Source organism: Actinomycetospora sp. ABD4_176, from assembly GCF_056311855.1.
Window position 1 is genome coordinate 918,312 of the sequence record NZ_CM149974.1, and the last position, 17,149, is coordinate 935,460.

Here is a 17,149-nt window from a genome sequence, read left to right on the forward strand (position 1 = left end):
GCGGGTCACGGCGTCTGTTCCCGTCGGCGCGCCGAGAGCCCGGAGCGGTACTGCTTCGCGACCGGCACCCCGCGGAAGTCCTGGTCGAGCGCGGCGTTCCACGTCCAGTACGGGTCGACCAGGTGCGGGCGGGCGATGGCGCACAGGTCCGCGCGGCCGGAGGCGACGATCGTGTTGGCGTCCTCCACCGAGGCGACGGCGCCGACGGTGATGGTCGGGACGCCGGTCTCCTGACGGATCCGGTCGGCGAACGGGGTCTGGTAGAGCCGCCCGTACTGCGGGTCGGCGTCGGTGGAGGTCTGGCCGGTGGAGACGTCGACGACGTCGGCGCCGTGCGCGGCGAGCATCGGGGCGAGCGCGACCGCGTCGTCGCCGGTGAAGCCCGGCCCGACTCCCTCCAGGCCGTCCACCCAGTCGGTCGCGGAGATCCGCACGCTGATCGGCCGGTCCTCCGGCCACACCACCCGGACCGCGTCGAGGATCTCCAGGCCCAGGCGTGCCCGGTTCTCGAGCGACCCGCCGTAGCGGTCGGTCCGCCGGTTCGACAGCGGCGAGAGGAACGACGAGACGAGGTAGCCGTGGGCGTAGTGCAGCTCGAGCAGGTCGAAGCCGGCCTCGGCGGCCCGGCGCGCGGTGTCGACGTGCGCGGCGACGACGGCCTCGATGTCCGCGTGCGTCATCTCCCGCGGCACCGGCGAGTCCGATCGGTAGGGGATCGGCGAGGGAGCGATGACCTCCCACGCCTCGTCGTCGGGCAGCGGGTCGTCCATGCCCTCCCACATGACCTTCGTCGAGCCCTTGCGCCCGGAGTGGCCGATCTGGGCGCCGATGAGCGCGGGGGTCTCGCGGTGGACGAAGTCGACGATGCGCCGCCACGCCCGGGTCTGCTCGTCGTTCCACAGCCCCGGGCAGCCGTGGGTGATGCGGCCCTGCGGGGTCACGCACGTCATCTCGGTCATCACGAGCCCGGCGCCGCCGACCGCGCGGGAGCCGAGGTGGACGAGGTGCCAGTCGGTGGGGACCCCGTCGACCGCCGAGTACTGGGCCATGGGGGAGACGACGATGCGGTTGCCGAACGTGCGCCCGCGCAGCCGGAAGGGGTGGAACATCGGCGGGGTGCCGTCGGCGACCTCGAGGCCCTGCGCGCGGGTCTGCTCGGCGAGCCACCGATCGAGTCGCCCGACGTACGCGGCGTCGCGCAGCCGCAGGTTGTCGTAGGTGACGCGCTGCGAGCGGGTGAGCAGCTGGAAGACGAACTGCGGCGGCGCGAGGTGGCGGTAGCGGGCGAGGCCCTCGAACCACTCCAGGCTCGTCTGTGCCGAGCGCTGCAGGGACGCGACCAGCGGCCGGCGCTCCTCGGCGTAGGCCTTGAGCGCGGCGTCGACATCGTTCTCGCGGTCGAGCGCGCCGGCCAGCGCGATCGCATCCTCGAGGGCGAGCTTGGTGCCCGAGCCGATGGAGAAGTGGGCGGTGTGCGCGGCGTCGCCGACCAGGACGACCCTCCCCGCCGCCCAGTGCTCGTTGCGCATCACCGTGAACGACAGCCAGCCCGAGTTGTTGCCGATGAGGCCGTACCCCTGCAGGTGCTCGGCGAAGATCTCCTCGCAGAACCGCATCGAGGCCTCGTCGTTCTCCCCGGGCCGGCGCTCGACCGCCGTGTGCACGTCGAGGCCCGCGCGGAGCCAGGTGGCCTCGTCGGTCTCGACGATGAAGGTGGAGCGCTGCTCGTCGAAGGGGTAGATGTGCGCCCAGAACAGGCCGAACCGCGTCTGCACGATGAGGAAGGTGAAGCAGTCGAAGGGCCGCTCGGTGGCGAACCAGGCGTACTTCGCCGTGCGGCCTTCCCGCAAGGGCACGAACGCGTCGGCGAGCGTCTCCCGGGTGCGGCTGTTCAGCCCGTCCGCGGCGAGGACGAGGTCGTGCTCCCGGCACAGCTCGCCGAGCGGCGGCGCCTCGGTGGAGTAGCGCACGTCGACGCCGAGCTCGGCGGCGCGCTCGCCGAGGATTTGCAGCAGCCGCTTGCGCTCGAGCGCGGCGAAGGCGTGGCCGTCGGAGCGCTCGACGGTGCCGAGGAAGTCGACGTCGATCGCCGACCAGTGGCGGAACTCCGCCTGGATGCGCTCGATCGAGGTCGGGTCGGCGTGGGCAATGTTCTGCAGGGTCTCCTCGGAGAACACGACGCCGAAGCCGAAGGTGTCGTCGGCGGCGTTGCGCTCGTAGACGGTGATCTCGCGCTCGGGGTGCGAGGCCTTGGCGAGGATGGCGGTGAACAGCCCGCCCGGCCCGCCCCCGATGCTCGCGATGCGGTGTGCGGTGCCCATGTCAGACCCCGTCGTCGAGGAGGTGCTCGAAGCGCAGGCCGAGGTCGGTGACGACGACGGCCAGCGGCGCGAGTGCGGCGCGCACGCCGGCGGCCGCGCAGGGGGCGAGGTCGTCGTCGGCGGCGAGGGCGCGCAGGGCGTCGTAGGCGTCCAGCAGCTGGGTCTCGGTGGGCGTCAGCTCGCGTCCGAGCAGGTCGGTGCTCATACCGTCTCCTGGACCGTGAGGGCCGCGCGCTGCTGCTCGGCGCGCAGGTCGGTGAGGCGCTTGGCCTTGAGCTCGAAGCGCGGCAGCTCGTCGGTGGCGGCGCGGCGCACGAGGAACCGCAGCCCCTCGTGGGCGTCGGCGAGCTCGCGGACGAGGTCGGCGCACAGGCGCTGCCACCCGCCGTCGCCGACCGTCGGGGAGCACTCGACGAGGAGGATCACCTCGTCGCGCCCGTCGACGTGCTCGAGCCGAATCTGGAACTCCACGATCCCGTCGAACCCGCGGATGATCGCCTCGACCGCGCCCGGGTAGACGTTCGTGCCGCGGACGAGCTTCATGTCGTCGACCCGGCCGACGATCCCGCCCCGGTACAGGTCGAACGTGCGCCCGTTGCCGGCCGTTGCCGCCGGCACCTTCACGACGAGGTCGGCGGTCCGGTAGCGCAGCAGCGGTGTGGTCGACCGGCCGAACGAGGTGCAGACCCGCTCGCCGCGCTCGCCGTAGGGCACCTCGCGGCCGGTGGCCGGGTCGATGACCTCCTCGATGAAGTGGTCCTCGATCACGTGGCAGCCGCCGGGCTGGTTGGCGGGCTCGAACATGACGATCGTCGACACCTCGGTCATGCCGGCGGTGTCGATCGCCGTGGCGCCCCACGCCCGCTCGATGAGCGCCTTGGTCTCCGGGATCGACCCGGCGGGCTCACCGGAGAGGATCAGCGTGTGGACCGGTCCGGAGGGCAGGTCGATCCCCCGTGCCTCGGCCTCCTGGGCCAGGCGCAGCGCGTAGGTCGGGGTGGAGGCGACGACGGTGGCGCCGAAGTCGACGATCTGCTGCACGCGGTGCGGCGTGGTCCGGGCGCCGCCGGGGACGGTCAGCGCGCCGAGCTTCTCGAGGCCGCCGTGCAGGCCCCAGAAGCCGATGAAGCTGCCGTAGCCGAACGCGACGTAGCCGACGTCGTGCGGCCGGACCCCCGCGCCCCACAGGGCGTAGCACCACATCTCCGCCGCCCACGACCAGTCCTTGCGCGAGTCGAGGGCGCGCAGCGGCGTGTGCCCCGAGGTGCCGCTGGTGGTGTGCACCCGGATGGCGTTCTCCGGCCCGGTGACGGGCAGCCGGCCGTAGGGCGGGGTCGCGTCCTGGCTCGCCATCCACTCCTCGCGGGTGAGGAACGGGAGCCGCGCCACGTCGTCCCAGGTGCGCAGCCGCTCCGGGTCGACGTCCGCGAGCGTCCGGGCGTAGTGCGGGCTGCGGGCCTTGGCCCAGGCGACCGTGCGGCGGAGCTTGACCATCTGGAGCTCGCGCAGCTCTTCCCGCGGCAGGGTCTCGGTCTTCGGGTTCCAGTAGGGCTGGTCGCTCACGGCAGGCCTCCGTGCGTCGTCGGCGACCGGGAAAGTGTGTTGCGTTCTCGGTACGGTCGTCAACGATCCACACCAGGAGACCCCAGGAGGGCCCCGTGAGCATCTCCCTCGTCAACCCGGCGTCCCTCGCGAGGCCCCGCGGGTTCACCCACGCCGTGCGCCACGGCGACCTCGTCTGGCTCTCGGGGCAGACGGCCCTCGACGGCGACGGGCGGATCGTCCCGGGCGGCATCGTCGAGCAGTTCCGCCGGGCGCTGTCGAACGTGGTCACGGCGCTGCGCGAGGCCGGGGGAGACCCGACGCGGTTCCTGTCGGTGACGATCTACCTCACCGACATCCCCGACTACCAGGCGCACGGCAAGGAGATCGGCGCCGTGTGGAAGGAGCTCGTGGGGCGCGACTACCCCGCGATGACCGGCGTGGGCGTCACGGGGCTCTGGCAGCCGGAGGCGCTGGTGGAGATCCAGGCCGTCGCGGCGGTGTGAGCGTCAGCCGGTGAGCGTCAGCCCCGCACGACCGCCCGGACGTGCGCGGCGGCCGGCGCGGCCAGGTGCGCGCGGAACCGCGCGAACAGCGCCTCGGCGCGCAGGCCGATCCAGTCCTCGGGCAGCGCCTCGAGCGGCAGGCCGGGATCGAGGTAGGGCAGGCGGCGCCAGGCGGTGACGGCCCGGACGTAGTCGGCGAAGGCCCGGGGCCCGTCGGGTTCGTCGGGCTCGTGGTCGGCGACGGCGGAGAACCGGCGCAGGTACTCGGCGTAGGTCGCCTGCAGGGCCTCGAGGTCCCACCAGGCGGCGACCGTGTCGCGCGGCGGCGCCGACGACAGGTGGTCGGCGCGGAAGACGTCGGTGAACTGGCGCAGCCCGCCGCGGTCGAGCGCGCCGAGCACGGCCCGGTCGAGGTGACCGGGCGCCACCCACGTACCCGGACCGACCGTGCCGAGCCCGAGCCGGGCCAGCGTCGTCCGCAGCCGGTGGCGCTGGTCCCGCTCCGACTCGGGCACCGAGAAGACGACCAGCAGCCAGCCGTCGTCGGCGGTCGCCCGGCGCCGGCCGAAGATCCGCTCGTCGCCCTCGGCGAGGATCGCCAGGGCCTCCGCCGAGGCGCGGTAGCCGGCGGTCCGGCCCTCCTTCTCGGCGTCCAGCCAGCCGCGCCTCTTGAGGCGGAAGACCGCGGACCGGGTGGCCTGCTCGTCCACCCCGAGGTCGGCCATGAGCCGCACGATCGTCGCGACCGACAGCCATCCACCCAGGTCGCGGGCGTAGAGCCCGAACAGGGAGACGATGAGGGCGCGAGGCGTGGCGGCCGGGCTCTCGACCTCGCGCACCGCCGCCGTGCTCACGCGCCCACCGTAGGCGCCCGACCCCGCGACCCTCGTCGATGGTCGGACCCTGCCAGCAGGTCCTCCTCATGCCGTGCGCTGCAAGCTCTCCAGTGCCGCCCGACGGTGACCCTCGATCGGTACCGTCTTCTCCGTCTCGCGGTCGACGAACGCGTGCACGAAGTCACCGGTGAAGAACAGCTCGCCGTCGCCGCGGTACATGCCGACCTCGAACCGCACGCTGGAGTCGCCGAGCTCGCCGACCCGCAGGCCGACCGACACGACGTCGGGGAACCCGGCCTGCGCCTTGTACTCGCAGCGCACCTCGATGACGAGGCCGACCGTGTCGCCCCCGTGCGGGTCGAGACAGCCGGTCTCGATCAGCCAGCGGTTGACGACCGTGTCCATGATCGCGTGGTGCACCACGTTGTTGAGGTGCCCGTACTGGTCGTTGTCGTTCCAGCGGGTGGTGACGTCCTGCCAGTGCCCGTAGTCGTCGGCCATGGGGCGAGGTCGCCCGCGGCGCGGGGAGCGCAAACCCCGGTGTCGTGGGCGGGCGGTGGACACACCGTGCGGGGCGCGCTTCGATGCCGGAGGTATGGGAGCGACCCCGGCGCCCGCCGCGTGGTCCACGGCCGCCGTCGACCAGGACGACGCGTTCGCCTACTGGCGCGACGTCATCTGCGAGGCGTTCGTCCAGCTCGCCGCCCGTCCGGTGGCACCGGGCCCGTTCGCGGGGCGGATCGAGCACGCGGAGGCCGACGACCTCGCGCTGTCCCTCGTCGCGGCCGGGCCCCAGCAGGTGGACCGCACGCCGGGGCTGATCCGGCAGGGCCACGAGGACTACGTGCTGGCGAGCATCCAGCTCGACGGGCACGGTGCGGTGACCCAGGGGGACCGCCGCGCCGTGCTGTCGGCCGGGTCGATGGCGTTCTACGACAGCACCCGCCCCTACACGCTGCGCTTCGACGACCCGTTCCGCCAGCTCGTCGTCCAGGTGCCCACGGCCGCACTGACCCGGCGCCGGACCGACGGCGCGACCGCCGTGGCGCTGCCCGCGGACGGGCCGGGACGGCTCGTCGCCGACTTCTTCGTCGGGCTCGCGCAGCAGCGGACCGTCGACCCGGGCCTCGTGCCCCACGCCCTCGGGCTGCTCGACTTCGCCCTCGGGCTCGCCGCCGGCGCCGCGACCGAGGAGCCGGGTGCCGCGCTGCGCGAACGTGTCCACCGCGTCGTGGCGCGCGCGGCGACCGACCCGGACGTCGGCGTCGACGCGATCGCCGCCGCCTGCCGGGTCTCGCGCCGCACGCTCTACCGGGTGCTCGCGACCGAGGGGGAGACGGTCGCCGGCCTGCTGCGCCGCGAGCGCGTCCGCCGAGCCCGGGCGCTCCTGCGCGGCTCGCCCTCGCTGCCCCTGCCCGTCGTCGCGCGGCGGAGCGGGTTCGCCGGCGAGACCCAGCTCCACCGCACCTTCCGCGCCGAGACCGGGACGACGCCGGCGGCCTACCGGGCGCGCCGCTGAGGCACGGATCGTCATCCCGTCCGGCACGCGACGGCAGCCGGTGACGCGGGCGTCGGCGCACGATGCCTCCGACGACGTCGGGTGGGGAGGTCACCGGGCGGTCCGACGAGAGGGAACGCGATGACGGACGTGGTGCGGGTGGCCGCCGTCCAGGCCGAGCCCCGGTGGCTCGACATCGACGCCGGCGTGGAGCAGGTCGTCGGGTACATCGCCGACGCGGCCGCGCAGGGCGCGGCGCTCGTCGGCTTCGGCGAGACCTTCATCCCCGGCTACCCCTGGTGGATCTGGCTCGACGCGCCCGCGTCGGGCATGCAGTACGTGCACCGCTACCACCAGCACTCGATGACCCGCGACGGCGAGCACATGGCACGCATCGCCGCGGCCGCCGCCGAACACCGCGTCTGGGTGGTCCTCGGCTTCAGCGAGCGCGCCGGCGGCAGCGTCTACATGGCGCAGGCGTTCATCAGCGACACCGGCCGGGTCGTCAGCGTGCGCCGCAAGCTCAAGCCGACCCACGTCGAGCGCTCGGTGTTCGGCGAGGGCGACGGGAGCGACATCCAGGTCCACGAGACCCCGCTCGGCCGCCTCGGCGCGCTGAACTGCTGGGAGCACTTCCAGCCGCTGACGAAGTACGCGATGTACAGCCTCGGCGAGCAGATCCACGTCGCCGCGTGGCCGAGCTTCTCGGTCTACCGGGGTGGGGCGCGGGCGCTCGGGCCGGAGGTCAACAACGCCGCCAGCCTCGTCTACGCCGTGGAGGGGCAGACCTTCGTCGTCGCCCCGTGCTCGGTGGTCGGGCAGGCCGCGCACGACCTGTACTGCGACACGGAGACCAAGCGACAGCTGCTGCTGCAGGGTGGCGGCTTCGCCCGCGTCTTCGGCCCGGAGGGCACGCCGCTGGGCGAGGACCTGGCCGAGACCGAGGAGGGGCTGGTCGTCGCCGACCTCGACTTCTCCCTGATCTCGATCGCCAAGTCCGCCGCCGACCCCGTGGGCCACTACTCGCGGCCCGACGTCATGCGCCTGCTCATCAACCGCACGTCGAACAGCGTCGTCGTCGAGCAGGCGGCCCCGTCGCTGCCGCGCTTCGTCGACGCCGAGGAACTCGGCCGGGAGGCGGTCCCGGCCGAGACCCCGTGAGGCTCAGTCGAGCGCGCCGGCCCGCTCGACGAGCTGCTTGATCGCGGCGAGCGTCTCGTCGACGCCGGCCTGGATGCTGCCGTCGGTGTCCTCGGTGACCCGCTCGGTGTGGATGTGCACCTCGACCTCGCTGCGGTCGTCGCCGACCGCCCGGACGTCGAGGTAGCCGTGGTAGCCGTTCTCGCCCTCGGAGCCCCAGGCGAGGTGGCGGGTGTCCTCGGTGACCTCGAACCACGCCCGCCCCTCGACCTGCGAGCCGTCGGGGAGCGCGGCGGTGGTGCGGACCTCGTTGCCCTCACCGGGCTCGGCGGAGGTCATGCGCGCGAAGTACTGCGGGAGGTTGTGCACGTCGGAGAGGTAGGCGAACAGGACGTCGTCGGCGGCGTCGACGGTGGTGGTGCCCGTGAAATCGGCCATGGAGCGCGGGTAACCGCGCACCGTCGCCATCACCACCCGGTGCGCCGAGCGGTCCGTGCCGGCCGGTCGTCGCGGTGGCACCGGGCACCGGCTCCGCGTGGCTGCCCCGAGGGCACGGGTAGCCGGGGCGGACGCACGCTCCCCACCCGGGGGTCGAGGCGTCGGACGGAGGGAGTGCGCGCATGAGCTGGTTCGTCGGACAGGGGACCGACCTCTGGCAGACCGCGGTCAAGGCGGTGCTGCTGTTCCTGGTGGCGGTGATCGGGTTCCGGTTCGGGGAGCGACGCACCTTCGCCCAGCTCGCGCCGTTCGACTTCGTGGCCGTCGTCAGCGTCGGTGCCGTCGTCGGCCGCACCGCCACCGCGTCGAACACGGCGTTCCTGGTGGGCGTGGTCGCGCTGGTGTCGATCCTGGTCGCCCACCGCGCCGTGGCCCGGCTGCGACGCCACCGGCCGGTGGCGGCGTTGGTCGACCAGCCGCTCCTGCTGCTCATCGCCGACGGCCGTCTGCAGGAGAGGGAGCTGCGCCGCTCCGGACTGACGCTCGACGACCTGCACGGGGTGCTGCGCGCGCACGGGGTCGCGCGAGAGGTCGACGTTCGCTACCTGATCTACGAGAACAAGGGTGCGTTCTCGGTGGTCCCGTGGGACCAGCCCGTCGACGTGCAGCCCGTCGCGGCCGCCCTGCGCGCCGCGGGCGGGACCGCGAGCGGGACCGCGAGTGGGACGACGCCCTCCGGATCCTGACCGGGGCGAGTCCTGGCCCGCGAACCCGCGACGTGATCGCCGGGGAGGTGGCTGCGGTGGCCCGTTCCTCTATCTTCACGGGGAGACCCGGCGCGACGAGGCGGTGGCGATGACGCAGACGACCGAGACGCTCTGGCGCCCCACGGCGGACCGCATCGCGAGCTCCCCGCTGCGCGCCTACCTCGACTGGCTCGAGGAGCGCGAGGGACGTCCGTTCCCCGACCACGACGCCCTCTGGCGCTGGTCGGTCGAGGACCTCGACCGGTTCTGGCTCTCGATCGTCGACTACTACGGGGTCGCGTTCTCCACCCCGTGGACGCAGGTGCGCACCGAGGATCCGATGCCGCACACCCGCTGGTTCCCCGGCGCGCGGCTGAACTGGGCGCAGCACATGCTCCGCCGCGGCGCCGACGACGACGTCGCGCTCCTCGCCGTCCAGGAGGGCGTGGCGCCCGCCCGCGAGACGACGTGGGGCGAGCTGCGCCGCGCGGTAGCCGCGGCGGCCGGCTGGCTGCGCCGGGCGGGGGTGCGGCCCGGCGACCGGGTGGGGGCCTACCTGCCGAACACCGAGCACGCACTCGTCGCCTGCCTGGCCACGGCGGCGGTCGGCGCGGTGTGGGCCTGCTGCTCGCCCGACTTCGGCGCCGAGGGCACCACGGGCCGTCTCGCGCAGCTCGAGCCGACCGTGCTCGTCGCCGCCGACGGCTACCACTGGAACGGCAAGGTCGTCGACCGCGGCGAGGTCGTCGCCCGGTTGCGCGAGAACCTGCCGACGGTCCAGCACGTCGTCCACGTCCCGTACGTGTTCGACTGGCCGGACCCCGAGGGCACGACGCCGTGGGCCGACCTGCTGGCCCACGACGAAGAGCTCGAGTTCGAGCAGGTCGAGTTCTCGCACCCGCTGTGGGTGCTGTTCACCTCCGGCACCACCGGGCTGCCCAAGGGACTGGTGCACGGGCACGGCGGGATCACCCTGCAGGGCCTGCTGTGGTCGGGGCTCTACGGCGGCTTCCGCGAGGGCGAGCGGATGTTCACCTACACCTCGACGGGCTGGGCGCTCTGGAACATCGAGCTCTGCGCCATGACCCAGGGCGCGAGCATCGTGCTCTACGAGGGCGCGCCCAACCACCCGCCCGGCGCGGTGTGGGAGGTCGCCGCCCGGACCGGCGCCGACGTCGTGCTCATGGGCGCCGGGGTCGTCACCGCGACGGCGAACACCGGGGTCTCACCGCGCCGGGAGCACGACCTGGGCCGGCTGCGCCACGTCATGCTCAGCGGCTCGGCGCTGCCCCCGGACGGCTACCACTGGCTGTCCGAGCACGTCGGCCCCCACATCCGCATCGACTCGACCAGCGGCGGCACCGACGTCTCCGGCTCGTTCGTCGGCGCCAACGAGTACGCCCCGGTGCAGGTGGGACGCATCGGCGGCCCGATCGCCGGGGTCGACGCCGCCGCGTGGGACGACGAGGGCCGGCCCGTCGTCGACGAGGTGGGGGAGCTCGTCATCACCCAGCCGATGCCGTCGATGCCGGTGTACCTGTGGAACGACCCCGAGGCGGTGCGCTACACCGAGTCCTACTTCGACACCTGGCCCGGCGTCTGGCGTCACGGCGACTGGGTGACGATGCACGGCGACGGCAGTGTCTCGATCCACGGCCGGTCCGACTCGACGCTCAACCGCGGCGGCGTGCGGCTGGGCAGCAGCGACTTCTACGACGTGCTCGAGACGATGGAGGAGATCACCGAGACGCTGGTCGTCGGGGTCGACCTGCCCGACGGCGGCTACTGGCTGGGGCTGTTCGTCGTGCCGGCGCTGGGCCACGAGGTGGATGACGCGCTCCGGGAGAAGATCGTGTCGACGCTGCGGTCGCGCCTGACGCCCCGACACGTGCCCGACGAGATCCTCGCCGCGCCGGCCGTGCCGCACACGCTGACGGGCAAGCGGCTCGAGGTCCCGATCAAGAGGCTGCTCTCGGGGCGGTCGCTGGAGAAGGCCGCGAACCTCTCGTCGGTCGACGACCCGGAGGCGCTGCGCTGGTACGCGCGGTTCGCGCAGGAGCGTTCGGGCTGACCACCCCCGCGACCGCCGCCTCCACCGCCGCCCTGGTCCTCGACCTCGCCGGCACGTTCGCGTTCGCGCTCAACGGCGCCCTGACCGCCGTGCGCGTCGCGCGGCTGGACATCGTCGGCGTCGTCACCCTGGCCATGATCACGGCGCTCGGGGGCGGCATCCTGCGCGACGTCCTGCTCGGCGCGCTGCCGCCCGCGACCTTCAGCGACTGGCGCTACCTCCTGGTGGCGACGGCCGGTGGGCTGCTCGCCTTCGTCCTGAGCCGGCAGCTCGAGCGCGTCACGCTCTCGATCACCGTGTTCGACGCCCTCGGGTTGAGCCTCTTCGCCGTCACGGGCGCGACCCGGGCGCTCGAGCTCGGCGCCGGCGCCGGGCAGGCGGTGCTCCTCGGCGGCATCACGGCGGTGGGCGGCGGGACCCTCCGCGACGTCCTCGTGCGCCGCATCCCCACCGTCCTCTCCAGCGAGCTCTACGCGGTCCCGGCGCTGCTCGGGGCGCTCGTCGTGGTGGTGGCCGACCGGCTGGGCAGCACGGCGCTCGTGTGGTCGCTGGTGGGCGCCGCGCTGGCGTTCACGGTGCGGATGCTCGGCGTGGGGTTCCGGCTCAACGCCCCGTCCCCGCCCGGCCGGCGCGGCACGGACGGCTGAGCAGGCCGTCCGATCAGCCCGTCGCCGCCAGCCCCTGCGCCGCCGCGGCGCGGGCGAAGGCGTCGACCGTGGCCCGCACGCTCGGCCGTTCGACGGCGTGGGGGAGGTGCGCGAGGACGACCGTGCGCAGCAGCGGGTGCTCGAACGGGACGACGTCGACGCCGGTCGGCGGGCAGAACACGCGGCCGAGATCGCTGGCGAGCGTCACGCCCAGCCCGTTGGCGACCATCGCCAGCGCCGTCGCCAGCCCGTCGACCCGGTGCCGGACGTGCGGCTCGAAGCCGGCCCGGCGGCAGGCGGTGCGCACCGCGCGGCCGTAGTAGGTGTGCGGGCCGGAGATGATCCAGGTCTCGTCGGCGAGCTCGGCGAGGTCGGTGCCGGGGCGGTAGGGCGAGCCGGTGGGGGCCGCGAGGTGGATGCGGTCCTGGCCGAGCGGGACGACGGTCAGCCCGGGCGCCCACGGCTCCGGGGCGTCGGGGTAGTCGAGCAGCAGGGCGAGGTCGAGGTGCCCGTGCCGCACGTCGAGGACGGCCTGCTCCTGGTCGGTCTCGGTGCTCTCCAGGGTGATGCCGGCGTGGGTCGCGGCGAGGTCGGTGATGACGGCGGGCAGCAGGCCGGCCGCCGCGGCGGCGAAGATGCCGACCGACAGCCGGGCCGACAGGTGCCGGCGCGCGCCCTCGACCGCGGCGATCGCCCGGTGCTCGGCGGCGAGCAGCAGCTCGGACTGCTCCACGAGGACCCGGCCGACCTCGGTGAGCCGGACCCCGCGCCCGACACGCTCGAGCACCGGCGTGCCGACCTCCACGCCCAGCGCCTCGAGCTGCTGGCTGACCGCGGACGGGGAGTAGTGCAGCGCCGCCGCGGCCGCGTTCACCCCGCCGCGGCGCGCGACCTCGCGCAGCGTGCGCAGACGGCGCAGCGACAGGTCCATGCGGCACATCCCAACAGTTCCGTGCTCGGTTGTCCGCTGGTGCCGAACGGTCGCGGAGGCGAGACTGCCCGCTCGTGGCACGAGGTCAGATCCCGATCAGCGGCGGCGCGTTCGCGATGGGGGACCACCACGGCGACGGCGACCCCGGCGACGGCGAGCGCCCGGTGCACCGCGTCGTGCTGAGCCCCTACGCGATCGACGCCACCACCGTCACCAACGCGGCGTTCGGCCGGTTCGTCAAGGACACCGGCCACGTCACCGACGCCGAGCGGTGGGGCTCGTCCGCGGTGTTCCACCTGGCCTTCACCGGCGACCGCGCCGACGTCCTGACCAGCGTCGACGGCGCCCCGTGGTGGCTCGCCGTGCGCGGGGCGTGCTGGCGACGGCCCGAAGGGCCGGGGTCGTCGGTCGGCGACCGCGCCCAGCACCCCGTCGTCCACGTCTCCTGGCACGACGCCACGGCGTACGCCGCGTGGGCGGGCCGGCGGCTGCCCACCGAGGCGGAGTGGGAGTACGCCGCCCGCGGCGGTCTCGCGGGCGGGCGCTTCCCGTGGGGCGACGAGCTGGGTCGTCGCTGGAACCTCAACACGTGGCAGGGGCGGTTCCCCACCGAGAACACCCGTGACGACGGCTACCTGACCACCGCCCCCGTCAAGACCTACCGGCCCAACGGCTACGGGCTCTGGCAGACCGTCGGCAACGTCTGGGAGTGGTGCGCCGACCGCTTCGCCGCCGACTGGTACGCCCGCTCCCCGGAGCTCGACCCGGCCGGCCCGGACGAGGGGAGCACCCGCGTCATGCGCGGGGGCTCCTACCTCTGCCACGACTCGTACTGCAACCGCTACCGGGTCGCGGCCCGGACGTCGAACACACCGGAGTCGAGCTCGGGGAACCTGGGCTTCCGTTGCGCGGGGTCGGTGTGAGTCAGTGTGACGTCATGACCCGCCGCTGCCGTGCCTCCGGGTCGGGCCCCGGCTCGGGCTCCGGGGCGGTGAGCTCGACACGCACGGAGCGGACGGTGCCGGTGAAGGCGTTGTCCCCGGCCGCGTAGTCGTCGGTGACCGGGGTGCCGAGGTCGACGCCGACGTCGAAGGTCTCGTCGAACGAGAAGTAGTACGGCACCGACGCGTCCACCCGCACCGTGCCCACGACGAGCCCGTCCACCCGCAGCGTCGCCGTCCCGCCCCGGCCGTCCCCGCCGCCGTCGTAGGCGAAGTCCATCCGGACCTCGTGCCGCCCGGGGGCGAGCGCGTGCTCCGCGCGGACGGTGTGCCGGCGCAGGCCGAAGAAGTTGTAGACGTAGCAGGCCCGCCCGTCCGCGACGTAGAGCGCCCAGCCACCGAAGCGCCCGCCCTGGGCCACGAGAACGCCCTCGGCGCCGCCCGCCGGCACCTCGACGTCGGCGACCACCGCGTGCGACCGGTTCTTGACGTTCGGGACCGTCTCCTCGATGAGGCGCCGGGTCGAGCCCCGGAACGTCACCGACGTGCGGTCGCCGACCAGGTCGAGCCGGCCCGCGAGCCGCGGGTTCTCCCGCTCGGTGACCCGGTCGTCGAGGGGGAAGACCTGGTACTTCGCCGCCTCGACCCCGAACAGCTCGCGCAGCTGCGCGAGGAGCTCGGGGTGCTCGGCGGCGACGTCGTGGGCCTGGCTCGGGTCGGCGACCGTGTCGTAGAGCTCCCAGACGTCGTCGCCGAACCCGCCGCTGTCGGTCGGCACCATCTCCCACGGCGTGCCGTGACGCGTCACCGCCGTCCACCCGTCGTGGTAGACGCCGCGGTTGCCGCACATCTCGAAGTACTGGGTGCGCCGGCGGTCGGCGGCGTCCCGGTCGTCGAACGTGTACCGCATGCTCGTGCCGTCGACCGGCTGCTGCGTCGTGCCGTCGACGCTGTCGGGCCGGGGGATGCCGGCGCAGTCCAGGACGGTGGGCAGCACGTCGATGACGTGGTGGAACTGGTGGCGCAGCCCGCCGCGGTCGGCGATCCCGGCGGGCCAGTGCACGACGAGCCCGTCGCGGGTGCCGCCGAAGTGCGAGGCCACCTGCTTGGTCCACTGGTAGGGCGTGTTCATCGCCAGCGCCCAGCCCACCGGCGCGATCGGGTAGCTCGCCGGGCCGCCGATACCGTCAAGGTGGCCGAGCATCTCGGCCGGGTCGTCGACCATGCCGTGGCCGAGGCGGTGCTCGACGTGCGTGCCCTCGATCCCGCCCTCGCCCGACGCGCCGTTGTCGCCGAGCAGGTAGAGGAACAGCGTGTTCTCCATCGCCCCGAGCTCGGAGAGCGCGGCCACGAAGCGGCCGAGCTGGGCGTCGGCGTGCTCGGTGAAGCCCGCGAACGTCTCCATGAACCGCGCGCCGAGCGCCCGGCGGGTGTCGTCGAGGTCGTCCCAGTGCGGGACGCCGTCGGGCCACGGGGCGAGCTCGGCGTGCCCGGGGACCACGCCGAGTGCCTTCTGCCGCGCCAGCGTGTCCTCGCGCAGCCGGTCCCAGCCGCCGTCGAACTCGCCGTCGTAGCGCTCGCGCCACTCCGGGGCGACGTGCAGCGGGGCGTGGGAGGCACCGAAGGCGAGGTAGGTGAAGAACGGGCGGTCGGGCGTCAGGGAGCGCTGGGTGTGCACCCAGTCGACGGCGCGGTCGACGAGGTCCTCGGACAGGTGGTAGCCGTCCTCGGGGCGCCGGGTGGGCTCGACGGGCGTCGTGCCCTCGTAGAGCAGCGGGTACCAGTGGTTCATCTCGCAGGCCATGAACCCGTAGAAGTGGTCGAACCCCTCGCCGGTGGGCCAGCGGTCGAACGGGCCCACGGGGCTGATCTCGGCCGGCGGCGTCTGGTGCCACTTCCCGAACGCCGCGGTGCTGTAGCCGTTGCCCTGCAGCACGCGGGCGAGCGTCGCGGCGCTGCGCGGGCGGTAGCCGGTGTAGCCGGGCGCCGAGGTCGCCATCTCGGTGGTCGCGCCCATCCCGACGGCGTGGTGGTTCCGGCCGGTCATCAGCGCCTGGCGGGTGGGGGAGCACAGGGCCGTGACGTGGAAGCGGGTGAAGCGCAGCCCGCCGTCGGCGAGGCGGTCGGCCGTCGGCATCCGGCAGGGTCCGCCGAACGCGCTGGAGCTGCCGAAGCCGAGGTCGTCGAGCACGACGAGCACGACGTTCGGCGCCCCGGCGGGCGGCTCGGTCGGCCGCACCGGGTCGAACGGCCGCGGCGTCCCGTCGGGCCCGCACGTCGTGATCGTCCGTCGTGGCACGTCCGGCTCCGGCAGGACGCGTCGGCCTCCGGTGGGCACACCCATGGGTTCCTCCCCTTCGCTCGGCGCGCGCGTCGGCTCGACGCGTCGGCGCGGGATGTGGCCTCGACGAGGGCAACGCGCAGGACGGCAACGCTGCCGCCACGGAGGCCGGCCCCAGCCTCACCCGCAACGATCGTTCACGTCCAGCGAGTGATCGAGCACGACGACGTTCAGCGCAGGTGCACGGTCAGGGGTGCGGCGGGGCGGCGGTGGGACCGGCGAACGGTCGACGTCGCGGCGCGCCCGTCGCGCGGCGCCGAGGGTGCTGGCCGTCCGTGAGCGGCGTCACGCCCCGGCGAGCACCGGCGTGAGAGCGCGGCCGAGGAACCCGCTGACGTGGCCGGCCACGAGGTCGAGGTGGCTCTCGAGCAGGAAGTGGCCGCCGCCCTCGACGAGGTGGATCTCGGCGTCGGGCAGGTCGCGGGCGAAGGCGCGGGCGCCGGCGGGCCCGAAGATCTCGTCCTCGGCGCCCCACACGGCGAGCAGGGGCACCCCGCTCGCGCGGAACCACGCGTGCAGGGCCGGGTAGAGCGGTGGGTTGGTCGCGTAGTCGGCGAACAGGGCGAGCTGGATGCGCTCCTGACCGGGCCGGGAGACCTCGGCGTGGTCCTGGGCCCAGGTGTCGGGGTCGACGAGCTCGGGGTCGGCGACGCCGTGGAGGTACTGCCAGCGGATCGCCTCGAGGCTCAGCGCGGCGCGCACGGGGTCCTCGGTGTCGGGACCGGGGTCGGCGCCGTAGGCCCAGACCGGCGCCCAGAACGCCGGGACGAATCCGTCGTCGTAGGCGTTGCCGTTCTGGCTGATGACCGCGGTGATCGCCGACGGGTCGCGCAGCGCGAGGCGCCAGCCGATCGGGGCGCCGTAGTCCTGGACGTAGATCGCATAGCGGCTGACGCCGAGCCGCGCGAGCAGGCCGCGGGTGAGGTCGGCGAGGGCGTCGAAGGTGTAGGTGAACTCCTCGATCGGCGGCGCGTCGGACCGCCCGAACCCGAGGTGGTCGGGCGCGATCACGTGGTAGCGGTCGGCCAGCGCGGGGATGAGGTGCCGGAACATGCGCGAGCTCGTGGGGTAGCCGTGCAGCAGCACCAGCACGGGCGCGTCGGCCGGGCCGGCCTCCCGGTAGGCGAGCCGGTGGCCGTCGACGACGGCGGCACGGTGACGGACCTCGACCATGGCGTAACTCCTTCGGTG

At 74.0% G+C, this 17,149-nt stretch carries 16 protein-coding genes; 7 read left to right on the forward strand and 9 right to left on the reverse strand.

What is annotated here, in order from left to right:
- Positions 1-5 precede the first annotated feature (5 nt).
- Genes ACYX4T_RS04495 through ACYX4T_RS04505 form a run of 3 tightly spaced genes read right to left on the reverse strand, consistent with a single transcriptional unit; the run spans position 6 to position 3,884 of the window.
- Positions 6-2,321: a bifunctional salicylyl-CoA 5-hydroxylase/oxidoreductase gene (locus ACYX4T_RS04495; protein WP_476013381.1), complete on the reverse strand. Its 2,316-nt coding sequence runs from the start codon at positions 2,319-2,321 to the stop codon at positions 6-8.
- Between the two features lies 1 nt (position 2,322).
- Complete coding sequence (locus ACYX4T_RS04500; RefSeq protein WP_476013382.1) at positions 2,323-2,526, reverse strand: hypothetical protein; 204 nt, start codon at positions 2,524-2,526, stop codon at positions 2,323-2,325.
- On the reverse strand, positions 2,523-3,884 hold the full coding sequence (locus ACYX4T_RS04505) for a phenylacetate--CoA ligase family protein (RefSeq protein ID WP_476013383.1): 1,362 nt from the start codon (positions 3,882-3,884) through the stop codon (positions 2,523-2,525). The genes ACYX4T_RS04500 and ACYX4T_RS04505 overlap by 4 nt, the downstream gene beginning before the upstream one ends.
- 95 nt (positions 3,885-3,979) lie before the next feature.
- Here ACYX4T_RS04505 and ACYX4T_RS04510 point away from each other — a divergent pair, with 95 nt between their 5' ends.
- Positions 3,980-4,369: a RidA family protein gene (locus ACYX4T_RS04510; RefSeq protein WP_476013384.1), complete on the forward strand. Its 390-nt coding sequence runs from the start codon at positions 3,980-3,982 to the stop codon at positions 4,367-4,369.
- 17 nt (positions 4,370-4,386) lie between these two features.
- Here ACYX4T_RS04510 and ACYX4T_RS04515 read toward each other — a convergent pair whose 3' ends face one another.
- Positions 4,387-5,223, reverse strand: coding sequence for a PaaX family transcriptional regulator (locus ACYX4T_RS04515; protein ID WP_476013385.1), 837 nt, complete (start codon positions 5,221-5,223; stop codon positions 4,387-4,389).
- A 66-nt stretch (positions 5,224-5,289) separates the two neighbouring features.
- Positions 5,290-5,706, reverse strand: coding sequence for an acyl-CoA thioesterase (locus tag ACYX4T_RS04520; protein WP_476013386.1), 417 nt, complete (start codon positions 5,704-5,706; stop codon positions 5,290-5,292).
- Positions 5,707-5,800: 94 nt separating this feature from the next.
- Here ACYX4T_RS04520 and ACYX4T_RS04525 point away from each other — a divergent pair, with 94 nt between their 5' ends.
- Both ACYX4T_RS04525 and ACYX4T_RS04530 read left to right on the forward strand, forming a co-directional pair.
- Complete coding sequence (locus ACYX4T_RS04525; protein WP_476013387.1) at positions 5,801-6,724, forward strand: AraC family transcriptional regulator; 924 nt, start codon at positions 5,801-5,803, stop codon at positions 6,722-6,724.
- Between the two features lie 120 nt (positions 6,725-6,844).
- Positions 6,845-7,864: a carbon-nitrogen hydrolase family protein gene (locus tag ACYX4T_RS04530; protein ID WP_476013388.1), complete on the forward strand. Its 1,020-nt coding sequence runs from the start codon at positions 6,845-6,847 to the stop codon at positions 7,862-7,864.
- Between the two features lie 3 nt (positions 7,865-7,867).
- Here the strand turns inward: ACYX4T_RS04530 and ACYX4T_RS04535 are convergent, their stop codons facing one another.
- Entirely contained in the window at positions 7,868-8,281 is a 414-nt protein-coding gene (locus ACYX4T_RS04535; RefSeq protein ID WP_476013389.1) for an SRPBCC family protein, read from the reverse strand.
- Between the two features lie 182 nt (positions 8,282-8,463).
- Between ACYX4T_RS04535 and ACYX4T_RS04540 the strand changes: the two genes are divergently transcribed.
- The 3 genes from ACYX4T_RS04540 (at position 8,464) to ACYX4T_RS04550 (ending at position 11,745) form a co-directional block, all read left to right on the forward strand.
- The gene (locus ACYX4T_RS04540; protein ID WP_476013390.1) at positions 8,464-9,027 is read left to right on the forward strand and encodes a DUF421 domain-containing protein; all 564 of its coding nucleotides are present in this window, start codon (positions 8,464-8,466) and stop codon (positions 9,025-9,027) included.
- A 109-nt stretch (positions 9,028-9,136) separates the two neighbouring features.
- A complete protein-coding gene (locus tag ACYX4T_RS04545; RefSeq protein ID WP_476013391.1) occupies positions 9,137-11,098 on the forward strand; it encodes an acetoacetate--CoA ligase in 1,962 nt (653 codons plus the stop codon).
- Positions 11,099-11,187: 89 nt separating this feature from the next.
- Positions 11,188-11,745 carry a trimeric intracellular cation channel family protein gene (locus tag ACYX4T_RS04550; RefSeq protein WP_476013392.1) on the forward strand — a complete coding sequence of 186 codons (558 nt, stop codon included), beginning with the start codon at positions 11,188-11,190 and terminating at the stop codon, positions 11,743-11,745.
- A 13-nt stretch (positions 11,746-11,758) separates the two neighbouring features.
- On the opposite strand, the gene ACYX4T_RS04555 is transcribed toward ACYX4T_RS04550, so the two are convergent.
- A complete protein-coding gene (locus ACYX4T_RS04555) occupies positions 11,759-12,676 on the reverse strand; it encodes a LysR family transcriptional regulator (protein WP_476013393.1) in 918 nt (305 codons plus the stop codon).
- Between the two features lie 116 nt (positions 12,677-12,792).
- Here ACYX4T_RS04555 and ACYX4T_RS04560 point away from each other — a divergent pair, with 116 nt between their 5' ends.
- Positions 12,793-13,599 carry a formylglycine-generating enzyme family protein gene (locus ACYX4T_RS04560; protein WP_476015178.1) on the forward strand — a complete coding sequence of 269 codons (807 nt, stop codon included), beginning with the start codon at positions 12,793-12,795 and terminating at the stop codon, positions 13,597-13,599.
- A 1-nt stretch (position 13,600) separates the two neighbouring features.
- Here the strand turns inward: ACYX4T_RS04560 and ACYX4T_RS04565 are convergent, their stop codons facing one another.
- Together ACYX4T_RS04565 and ACYX4T_RS04570 are read right to left on the reverse strand one after the other, a co-directional pair.
- A complete protein-coding gene (locus ACYX4T_RS04565; RefSeq protein WP_476013394.1) occupies positions 13,601-15,961 on the reverse strand; it encodes an arylsulfatase in 2,361 nt (786 codons plus the stop codon).
- Positions 15,962-16,243: 282 nt separating this feature from the next.
- Entirely contained in the window at positions 16,244-17,131 is an 888-nt protein-coding gene (locus ACYX4T_RS04570) for an alpha/beta fold hydrolase (protein WP_476013395.1), read from the reverse strand.
- Between the last annotated feature and the right edge of the window lie 18 nt (positions 17,132-17,149).